Here is a 10,106-nt window from a genome sequence, read left to right on the forward strand (position 1 = left end):
CAGGGCGTTTGGCTGGAGGATTTCGATGGCAACCGTTATCTGAATGCGATCAGTTCCTGGTGGGTGACGGTGGCTTGATATCACCTGATTATTGTAAGTAGTAAAATACCGAACCGGTATGCTTATTCAATTGCCGACCACTTTTGAATATGTCGAAGTGTTTCACTTGTGCCTTGTGGGTATGGCCACGGGCGATCCCATTCCGCCAATGGCTATTTGTCGCTCGTAGATTACGAATTTCAGCTTAACCATGTGTCCGGAAAAGTATTGACACATCAGTTGGCGATGGCCACGCTGTGGGAATCCGTGAACGGCCTGTGGGTGTTCGGTTTCCTGATGGCCTTGGCGGAACGGGTCGCCAAGCCGTTGGTCGTCATATTGGACAACGCCTCTATCGATACCGCCAAAAAACTGAAGCCAATCCGCTCAATAAGATTGTGGGACTTAACATGTAAGCACCTACCAACAAGTCAGATGGCAATTCCGATTCGTCATTCCGGCAGGATTGCTAGAAACCAGAACAAAAGGATGTAAACATAACGACAGTCGGCTTCTTGAAGATTAATTATTTAATTTTTTACCTCAATTGAACTTTTATGTAATTTTTTGGAATACATACATTGAGCATATGCATATTTCGGTCTTTTAAGCAGGAAATAATAAATAATTGAAGGTATTAACGTATTAATAGGAGCTGAATCGGAAGCTACCCGATTTGCAGCGACTGTGAATTTGGTATCGTCTTTAGTCGTAAAAAATAATTATATTATTAATTTAATGGCTTAAATTAGTACAAACGCCTAACTGTTTTAAAAACACAGTCTATGCTTAAAGTTTTCAACTGACACATTAACTTTATATGTTGCCGCCCCTTGAGCTTACAGAACCTGAGCGTATGACTTTGCAAGAACTTGCCGACCATCACCCATACGCTGATTTCCGCCGCCGTGCCTTGGGCATCCCGGCGTTCCTCGGCAAAGGGCACTCGTTCTGCGTGGTGGCGGACATATTCGGTGTCACGCTGCTGATATCTTACAATTGGGCGAAGGCTTGGCGCACGAAGGGGCTGGTGCACTTGCCGCCGTACAGCCCCGGACTCAATCCGATCGAAATCGTTTGGAAGCACCTGAAGTACTATTGGCGGCGGTTTGTCACTTGGTCAAAAGAGGAGTTGTTCGAACAAATGCAAAATCTCATGGCGGGTGTTGGGTCGAGGTTTAAAATTAGTTTCTCATGAATACTTAAATAACATTTTCTTAATGGAAACAAAACCATACTGAGCTAGCTGTAGAGATTTAGTTTGCTGTTCTGCGAATGGTTTGCGGTTCATATAATGGCAGAGGGGGTAATTTTCAATGAAATCGAATATTCTATTTGTTTGCTATTTTAAAAGGTTGTTGATGCTGTTTGGAGTTTTCCAGCCAGTATCGGCAGTTTCTGCATGGTTTCTACGTTCGATTAGCTTAAGAACGCTTCTCTTGCTTACTATTTCAGTGTTTGCTTTCCCAGCGAATGCCACAGATGATGTGATAAAAGCGGTAGATTCGGCAGCAACATCAACGGAAAAAGCCTGTACCTCCTGTCATGACGACACTGAAGCCAAGGTACATGAACACCATAGTGATTGCTTATCCTGCCACACTGATGCGGAAATGCACAGAAAATCCAAGAAGATTTTGCCGGCCAAAGTACAAGCGCCGGAAGCCTGCCTTTCGTGTCATGCAACAGGTAAAGGCCATGCGGAAGATGCTCACCGCATTAACTTTGGAGTTTCCGATCACAGTAAAGCCGGTGTCCAGTGTACGGATTGCCACGGTATCCACAAGGACAAAATCAGCAACCAGCCTAATGTGGCCGACTTGAGATTAGACAAGAACGCCAAACTTTGTATCACTTGTCACCAAGACGTGTTTGCCCGTTTTAACATGGTCTCGCATCATCCATTGCGGGAAGGGGCCATTACCTGTACTGATTGTCATAACCAACACGATAGCAGTAAGACGACGCTTGGCGGCAAAACTGAACAATGTACGCAATGTCATCAGGCGGTGCGCGGACCGCATGTTTTTGAGCATCCGCCTGCTACAGAAGATTGCGCCAACTGCCACAATCCCCACGGCACACCAAACCGTCGATTACTTGAGGTAGCGCAACCGATGCTGTGCTTGCAATGCCACTCGTTGCCTAATAATCGCCATGGTCAGTCGGGAAGTACTGCAACCGATGAAATTACCACCGAAACGATTTCCGGTGCGGTACTGAGGAACTGCGCTAACTGTCATGGTGCAATTCATGGCAGTTCCGTTGACCAACACCTTAGACATTAACGGTTTAGGAGTCAAATGCCATGAATACAAAAACATTGCTCAAAATTGTATTGCCAGCGTTGGCGATTCACGCTGACCCTGGATTACAAGCTGCCGAGAAGCCAGTCAGCGACGGCGGCAACAAAGTAAGCGTTGAAGCCACGCCAAAGTTATATTTCTTCGATTATAACGAAGGAGTCGGTAGGGACAGGGCTCAATTCCTGGAGCGCTACAATTACCAGGCGAGTGGTTCCAATAACCGCTCTGGTTTTTATCCTGATGGGGATTTAAAAGTCCTTGTGGCCAATCCCCAGCGCGACGTATTCTCTCTGGAACGGTTAGGCTTCGGTATTTACAATCAGCGCGGAAAGGCCAAGTTGGATCTGGATGAAGTCGATTTTACTGGCTATTACTCGATGTACCGTTCGGCCACCGGTGGAATTAACTACCTTTACAGCCCCAACCAAGTGCCAGGAGGTACTGACCCCCTCTACACGACCAGAAATAGCGGTTATGTTGGCCGGTTCAATGATGATTCGAATGGTCATAGCATTTATACGATTGATAGGACTCGATATGGAGGCGGTTTAGCGTTAAAGCCCAAGTTGTTTGGCAATGCGGGTTCCTTTACGTTCAAATATGACGGCTATCAGCGGGATGGCAATCGTTTTGCCACCTATGCATTAGGGGGTGACGACGTGAACAGGGATGCGCCTGATACAGGCACCCAACAACGTTGGCGTGGCTTTAATATGCCGGTCAATGAGCAAATGAACCGGTTTTCGGTAAATTTGAGTAGTGCGCCCAAGGGATTCCAGATGGCCTTCGATGGTACGGTGGAGAAATTCAATAACCGGGCGAATGATTTTACGATTGGAAGCTTTGCAAATAGAGGCGTCAATTCGGATAGAATTAACGCCAGTAATAGCCCTGTGCATTTCATCCCGGATAGCACCTTATTAAGGGGAAACTTCCGCATCACAAAAAATTTCGGTCTCACGACGGTAGCCGGTGGTTACGGTATATCTACCCTAGAACAGGACTCGTTTACCGAGAATCAACTAGGTGTCGGTTATAACCAAGGTAAAATCACGACCAACAGTGCTTTTCTTAACATAAATTCCGCTGCGTTGTCTTGGGTTGGGTTGGAAGGTTACGCCAAGTATTACAACCGTGACAACGGCTCAACTTTTCCGGCGACGGGCTTAATTGATCCTACTGACGGAGAGCAGTTAGGGGTGCGTATCAACACGATTGAATCATTCTCTTACGGGTTGTCCGCAACATTTAGGCCGACTATACTCAAAAGCACAATAACCGTTGGTTGGAAGGGTGAAGATAAGGATCGCGACTTGACCTGGTCGCAAGGTTCCACTGTCACAGGGGTTAGCAGCATTCAACCGCAACGGTCTTTGTACCGTCAGGAATCATTTTCTAATGAAGGCTACATCAATTGGGTTGCTCGCCCGATTGATGGTATGACAGTCCGCATTACGCCGTCTTATCTGTACGCCCACCAAACGGGGCTGATTTCTGAACCGAGCGAATCGTTCAACCTTAAGACACGTTTGAATTACATGGTAAACGAAACTATTTCGCTGAGTGGTTACTACAATTTTAAAAACCGGCAGAACGATAACAATACGTTTACTGATGCATTGACAACCCCGGTACTAAGGGATGGTAGTTCGCTGGTGCAGAATACAGACAATACACAGCAATCATCAGGCTTTACTGTTAGTTTTATACCGAGTGAACGGTTAAGTGCCAATGCAGGCTTTAACTGGATGCGGAACGATTTTGCGTCGTACTTCATTTCCTCGAATCGGAGGCGCTTTGAAGCACCGAATAGTCCAGTTTGGTTCGGAGTGCGGGATATGCCGAACTACTTGGTGGATACGTATGTTTTTTCTTTAGGTGCCGACTTCCAAGCAAACAAAAAACTCAATTTCAGTGGTGGTTATACGTTGTCGTATTCCAAAGGAAATAATGCAAGCGGATATATAGCGAGTCGGCTTGAAAACGCAACCGGAGCTATTGACCAGCAAGTCGATAATACCTTGCAAACGATTACCTTAGGTGCAGACTACGCGTTTAACGATATGCTTAAATTGAGGGGATCTTATGCGTATGACCACTACGATGATAAGGTTTATAGCATTCTGTCTGGGGGATACCACACTGTCATGATGGGCGTTTCATTGGGTTTTTAAGAGAATAGTTTGTCTCTCGAAGTTGTTATTTAATATAAAACTATTTGTGTATGGAAATAATATGAAAAATAATCGCATTAAATATCCAGTATTGGCCTTTTGGATGTTGGCCGTCAGTTTGGTATTTTCAACGACGGATATGTTTGCGGCTGAATTAGAGACGCTGGTTGAAACGTGTGGGGCTTGTCACGGCAAGGAAGGTGCCAGTTCCGAACCCGATGTGCCGAATATCGGCGGGGAATCGGCTGAATACCTCAAAGTCAGCTTGAAGGAATTCAAGGATAAAGAGCGGCCTTGTGTGGAGACAAAAATTCGCACCGGTGCAAAAAAAGACACCAAAACCGATATGTGTAAAGTCGTTGCTGACTTAGGCGACGATGACATTAAACAACTGGTTGACTATTTTGCTAAGCAGAAAACTGTTCATTTCAAACAGCCGTTTGATGCCGCGCTGGCCGAAAAAGGTAAAGCCGTCCACGGCAAAAGTTGTGAAAAATGCCATACCGAAGGCGGCAGCCTTCCCAGTGACGATGCGGCTGTCTTGGCCGGACAGAAAATGGATTATCTTGACACCGCATTTAAAGATCTTGTAGCTGGTAAGCGCCCAATGAGTAAAAAAATGAAAGTAAAAATTGAAGCACTAGAAGCGGAAGACTTTGAGGCACTTAAGCATTTTTATGGGAGCAGCCAGTAAGGTACAGCTTGTTGTCGAATATTACTGAGCGTCTTATCTTCTCAATTTTCTTGGGCCAAAAACTACAGGCATCATTTATGCGAGTGAAGCACTGCTGGCGCAGCCTTAATGTAAGGGAATATTCAGTCGGCTGCCCTAGCAGCACAGAACAGGGTTAACATGGCAGACTCACATCAATCCAGTAAAAGCGGGTGGCACTTTTTATGTAGACCAAGCGCCCGCTATTCAATAATGGCCTTAATAGGGGTCGGCTTCATACTAGGTATTTTGTTATGGGAAGGTTTCAATTGGGGCTTAGAAAAAACCAATACCTTGGAGTTTTGTGTTTCTTGTCATGAAATGCGGGACAATGTCTATCAAGAGTACAAGCAATCTGCCCATTACAGCAACCTTAGCGGCGTGCGTGCAAGTTGTTCCGACTGCCACGTCCCCAAGGATTTTGCACACAAAATTATTCGCAAATTGCAGGCCTCCAAAGAAGTTTGGGGTAATTTGACCGGGGTGATAGACACCAAGGAAAAATTCGAGGCTAAGCGTTTGGAGATGGCAAAAAGTGAATGGGGCCGCATGAAGGATTCAGATTCACAAGAATGCCGAAACTGTCACCAATACGATGCCATGAAACTTGATATTCAAGATAAGAGCGCAAAGAAAAAACATGAGCAGGCAGCCAAGCCAGACTCCGGCAAAACATGTATCGATTGTCATAAAGGAATTGTTCATGAATTGCCAGATACAATTGAGTAAAGACTCTCTTGTTTAAGTTTATCCTGACGGGATTTTTTGAAGATGCAAGTTAAATCGTCCCTACGTTAACTCGATTATTGCCCGTCAGCTCCGATATTTTTAACCTGACTATAAATAGAAAATTATTGATAGACCGGACTGTTATTGGCTGTCTACATATTTAGGAGGTGATACTGATGATAGTGGCGTCGAATGGCCTTTTTCATATAATTCTGGACGGTCTTTTTGGATAACTTATGCTGGCTCATTTCAGATAGTTTTAGGTAGCATTTTTGATAATAAGGCGCTTGCTTGATACTTATGTTGATTCACAAGGTCGTCGTCGTTAAAAACTGCAAGTTTTTTTGGGTATTCGTAAAAGTGTGTGGAAAATGGTTGGAAAATCCATTTTCCCTTTGCTTCTCAACTATATTTTTGTAGCACAGTTTGCATTAATGAATAATTCGAATTACTCCCACCGCGACCTTGCTGTCCTCTGGCATCCTTGCACCCAGATGAAAGATCATGAAACTTTCCCAATCATTCCCATTAAAAAAGGCCAGGGCGTTTGGCTGGAGGATTTCGATGGTAACCGTTATCTGGATGCGATCAGTTCTTGGTGGGTCAATCTGTTTGGTCATGCCAATCCTTACATAAACGCCGCTCTTAAAGATCAGCTTGAGTTGCTGGAACATGTCATTTTTGCGGGGTTTACCCACGAATCCGCTATCAAGCTGGCGGAAAAGTTGGTTGAAGTGACGCCTCAAGGTCTTGACCGTTGCTTCTATGCCGATAATGGTTCTGCGGCGGTGGAAGTCGCGCTCAAGATGAGTTTTCATTACTGGCGCAATCTGAATCAATCATTAGGTCAGCCGCAAAAGACCAAATTCATTACCTTGGAAAATAGCTACCACGGCGAGACATTAGGGGCGTTGGCGGTGGGTAATGTGCCGCTGTACAAAGAAACTTATGCCCCGCTGTTGATGGGTGTGATTACCGTACCTGGACCGGATTGTTACTACAGGGAAGTTGGCGAAGCATGGGCTGAGTATTCTGCGCGTCGTTTTGCGCTGATGGAGTATGCCCTCAAAAACAATGCAGACACCGTCTGTGCAGTGATTATCGAACCTCTCGTGCAGTGTGCCGGTAATATGCGGATGTACGATCCGGTTTATCTTAAAATGCTGCGTAAGGCATGCGATAAATATCATGTGCATTTGATTGCCGATGAAATCGCGGTTGGTTTTGGTCGTACGGGGACTTTATTCGCTTGCGAACAGGCTGCCATTACGCCTGATTTTATGTGTTTATCCAAAGGTTTGACTGGTGGCTATTTGCCACTGTCGGCGGTGTTGACGACCGATAAAATTTATCAGGCGTTTTATGATGACTACCAAAAGCTCACTGCATTTTTGCATTCGCATAGTTATACCGGCAATGCCTTAGCATGCAGGGCGGCATTGGCAACACTGGATATTTTTCAACAGCAGGATATTATTGCCGGCAATAAAACTTTGGTGATGATGATGACAAAAATGGCAGCGCGTTTTCAAGACCATCCACATGTGGCCGAAGTACGGCAAACGGGTATGATAGTTGCGGTTGAATTGGTAAAAAATAAACACACAAAAGAATCTTATCCGTGGGAGGAACGGCGCGGCTTGCGGGTTTATCAGTATGCGCTGGCGAAAGGAGTGTTGTTACGCCCTTTGGGCAATGTTATTTATTTTATGCCGCCGTACGTTATCAACGAAGCTGAATTAACATTAATGTTTGAGGTTGCTTGGCAAGGTATGCAGCTTGCGGTGAAGGATTAAAATGCGAGTTTCCAGGTTATATGTGCCTTTGGCTTTGGCGACGGGCGAACAGGTAGAATTAGATGATGACAGCGGACATTATTTAAGGACGGTATTGCGCCTGAAAAAAGACGATAGCATCATCCTTTTTAATGGTAAGGGCGGCGAGTATGCCTGTGTGCTTGACGAAGTTAGCCGAAAATCCGTGCGGGTTAATGTGCAATCCTGGTCTGAACGGAGTGTGGAATCGCCATTATACATTACCTTGGGTTTAGGCATTTCACGTGGTGACCGCATGGATTTATCGGTGCAGAAAGCCGTGGAATTGGGTGTCAACACGATTACGCCGATAATGGCTGAACGCTGTGTTGTGCAATTTAAAGGTGAAAAAAAGCAGCAACGCTTGCAGCATTGGCAAAAAATTGTTCAACATGCAACCGAACAAAGCGGCAGGACTGTCGTGCCTGAGCTGGCAGAGGTCGATTTTTTGCAAAACTGGGTCAGCATACAGCAAGGTTTAAAAATATTCCTCGATCCGTACGCGGACATGGCCTTAAACCAACTCCAGCCCGACAAGATGAAAGTGACTTTATTGACAGGGCCTGAAGGCGGATTTACCGACCAGGAACGCACAATTGCCAAGGCATCGGGATTTATTCCTGTCAGTTTAGGCAGCCGAATATTAAGGACGGAAACCGCATCCATCGCCGCATTAGCTGCCGTGCAGATGTTGTGGGGGGATTTTGCTGCCCCGGCTCAGAACACTGAAAAATGATGACAGAAAAATCCGTTGTGACTCGTTCGCCGTCTTTAATCCTCAGTTTTTTGTATGCTCTCATACCATTGATGGTATTGATGGTAGCGACTTTCCTCGCCTGCATTCTGGCATATAGCCTGGTGTCAGCAACAGGTGATGCGGTATCTTTTCGAACTATCATAAAAAAAGCATCCCAAGTTTTTTTGCTGCTGAGCATATTCCCGGCAATGCGTTATCTGGGGTTAACTAAATTCGATCTGGGTTTTGCCGCCAGAGCACGTTTTATCAAGCAGATATTTCAGGGTGTTGGCTTGGGTTTTATGACCTTAATGCCAGTATTTTTAGCGCTGTATCTGCTGGGCGTTAATGTTGTCGATGAAACTCAGCCGTGGACAGCATTCTGGGTAAGCAAAAAACTCGTCATTGAATTATTGCTCGCCTTGCTCATCTCATTTTTTGAAGAGCCTGTGTTCAGGGGACTATTAATCAGTGGATTAAGCCGGAAAATGTCGATAACGGCAGCAATCTTAATCAGTGCATTTTATTATGCCATTTTGCATTTTTTGAATAGCAAAATTGACATACCGGTAGCAGAAATAAATCTATTCAGCGGTTTTATGTTACTGGGCGATGCGTTTAACCATTTGTTGAATCCTGAAATACTGTCGGCATTTTTGGCCTTATTTGCGGTGGGTGTGTTTTTGGGAATTATCAGGACGCAATTGAAAGCCAGTTTAGGGCTTTGCATTGGTTGCCACGCCTGTTGGGTGTGGCAGATAAAATTAAGCAAAAGTTTGTTCAATATCAATCCCGATTCGGATTGCCTCTATCTGGTCAGCAGCTACGATGGCGTTATCGGGCCGTTAGTCACTGTTTGGCTGGCTTTGGCAATTGTCGGTTATTTTGTATACAAGCGGAAAAATTGTCAGAGTTTTTAATGGATTTTAATTTAGGCCGTGTTAAACTATTTATTAGTTGTTAAACATAAGATCAAAGTTAAACATGCAAACCATGAATGTCCTAAACAAAGGCCAAATCGTTATTCCGGCTGAAATACGTCACCGTTATGGAATCAAGCCGGGTACGCCACTTGAGATACGTGAAGTTGGTGATCACCTTGAATTATATCTACTACCGGCGGATCCTATTGTCGCTTTTCGAGGTTCTTTGAAAACGACCGATTCCTTGATAAACCAACTTATAGAAGAACATAAGCAAGAAGTTGCCCAAGATGTCAGTGGTTAAACCAACTTACGTACTCGATGCCTGCGCCCTCTTACGTTTGGCGCAGGATGAACCGGGCGCAGATCGTGTTGCCGAGATTTTGGCTGATGCTGCAAGCGGCAATGCACGGGTTTTGTTGCATCAAATCAATCTCGGCGAAGTGGTCTATCGCATCGGTAAACAATTCGGTTGGACAGTCGCTGAACGCAAACGGGGTGAAATTTCATTGTTGCCTATTGAAATTGTCGCCTTTACCGAAGAGCTTTTTTGGCAAGCGGTAAAGCTGAAGGCAACTTACCCCATGTCTTACGCTGATTGCTTTGCCGCCGCCTTAGCAAATAAAGAGCAAGCCGTCTTGCTCACCAGCGATCCAGAATTTGAGGTTTTAGG

General features: G+C 45.1%; 11 protein-coding genes. All 11 read left to right on the forward strand.

Features of this window, described 5'->3' with window-relative positions; genetic code table 11:
- Positions 1-252: 252 nt before the first annotated feature.
- On the forward strand, positions 253-534 hold the full coding sequence (locus ABL924_RS16610) for a hypothetical protein (RefSeq protein ID WP_349028219.1): 282 nt from the start codon (positions 253-255) through the stop codon (positions 532-534).
- 367 nt (positions 535-901) lie between these two features.
- Complete coding sequence (locus tag ABL924_RS16615; RefSeq protein WP_349028220.1) at positions 902-1,237, forward strand: transposase; 336 nt, start codon at positions 902-904, stop codon at positions 1,235-1,237.
- A gap of 118 nt (positions 1,238-1,355) precedes the next feature.
- On the forward strand, positions 1,356-2,327 hold the full coding sequence (locus ABL924_RS16620) for a cytochrome c3 family protein (RefSeq protein WP_349028221.1): 972 nt from the start codon (positions 1,356-1,358) through the stop codon (positions 2,325-2,327).
- A 20-nt stretch (positions 2,328-2,347) separates the two neighbouring features.
- On the forward strand, positions 2,348-4,519 hold the full coding sequence (locus ABL924_RS16625) for a hypothetical protein (protein WP_349028222.1): 2,172 nt from the start codon (positions 2,348-2,350) through the stop codon (positions 4,517-4,519).
- 61 nt (positions 4,520-4,580) lie between these two features.
- Positions 4,581-5,213, forward strand: coding sequence for a c-type cytochrome (locus tag ABL924_RS16630; protein WP_349028223.1), 633 nt, complete (start codon positions 4,581-4,583; stop codon positions 5,211-5,213).
- A 159-nt stretch (positions 5,214-5,372) separates the two neighbouring features.
- Positions 5,373-5,960 carry a NapC/NirT family cytochrome c gene (locus ABL924_RS16635; RefSeq protein WP_349028224.1) on the forward strand — a complete coding sequence of 196 codons (588 nt, stop codon included), beginning with the start codon at positions 5,373-5,375 and terminating at the stop codon, positions 5,958-5,960.
- 434 nt (positions 5,961-6,394) lie between these two features.
- Positions 6,395-7,756 carry an adenosylmethionine--8-amino-7-oxononanoate transaminase gene (locus ABL924_RS16640; protein ID WP_349028225.1) on the forward strand — a complete coding sequence of 454 codons (1,362 nt, stop codon included), beginning with the start codon at positions 6,395-6,397 and terminating at the stop codon, positions 7,754-7,756.
- Between the two features lies 1 nt (position 7,757).
- Positions 7,758-8,510, forward strand: coding sequence for a 16S rRNA (uracil(1498)-N(3))-methyltransferase (locus tag ABL924_RS16645; protein ID WP_349028226.1), 753 nt, complete (start codon positions 7,758-7,760; stop codon positions 8,508-8,510).
- Positions 8,507-9,430: a CPBP family intramembrane glutamic endopeptidase gene (locus ABL924_RS16650; protein ID WP_349028227.1), complete on the forward strand. Its 924-nt coding sequence runs from the start codon at positions 8,507-8,509 to the stop codon at positions 9,428-9,430. Before ABL924_RS16645 ends, ABL924_RS16650 begins: the two co-directional genes overlap by 4 nt.
- A gap of 73 nt (positions 9,431-9,503) precedes the next feature.
- On the forward strand, positions 9,504-9,737 hold the full coding sequence (locus ABL924_RS16655) for an AbrB/MazE/SpoVT family DNA-binding domain-containing protein (protein WP_349028228.1): 234 nt from the start codon (positions 9,504-9,506) through the stop codon (positions 9,735-9,737).
- Positions 9,724-10,106, forward strand: a 383-nt coding sequence (locus tag ABL924_RS16660; RefSeq protein WP_349028229.1) for a type II toxin-antitoxin system VapC family toxin, incomplete at its 3' end; no start/stop codon positions are given. The genes ABL924_RS16655 and ABL924_RS16660, both read left to right, overlap by 14 nt.

It is taken from the genome of Methyloglobulus sp., from assembly GCF_040079455.1.
Taxonomy (GTDB): Bacteria; Pseudomonadota; Gammaproteobacteria; order Methylococcales; family Methylomonadaceae; genus Methyloglobulus.

Excerpts from the sequence above, each read along its gene's own strand:
- ABL924_RS16645 (WP_349028226.1), top strand. The coding sequence starts at position 7,758 with ATGCGAGTTTCCAGGTTATATGTGCCTTTGGCTTTGGCGACGGGCGAA.
- ABL924_RS16640 (WP_349028225.1), top strand. The coding sequence starts at position 6,395 with ATGAATAATTCGAATTACTCCCACCGCGACCTTGCTGTCCTCTGGCAT.
- ABL924_RS16655 (WP_349028228.1), top strand. The coding sequence starts at position 9,504 with ATGAATGTCCTAAACAAAGGCCAAATCGTTATTCCGGCTGAAATACGT.
- ABL924_RS16620 (WP_349028221.1), top strand. The coding sequence starts at position 1,356 with ATGAAATCGAATATTCTATTTGTTTGCTATTTTAAAAGGTTGTTGATG.
- ABL924_RS16625 (WP_349028222.1), top strand. The coding sequence starts at position 2,348 with ATGAATACAAAAACATTGCTCAAAATTGTATTGCCAGCGTTGGCGATT.
- ABL924_RS16635 (WP_349028224.1), top strand. The coding sequence starts at position 5,373 with ATGGCAGACTCACATCAATCCAGTAAAAGCGGGTGGCACTTTTTATGT.
- ABL924_RS16630 (WP_349028223.1), top strand. The coding sequence starts at position 4,581 with ATGAAAAATAATCGCATTAAATATCCAGTATTGGCCTTTTGGATGTTG.
- ABL924_RS16650 (WP_349028227.1), top strand. The coding sequence starts at position 8,507 with ATGATGACAGAAAAATCCGTTGTGACTCGTTCGCCGTCTTTAATCCTC.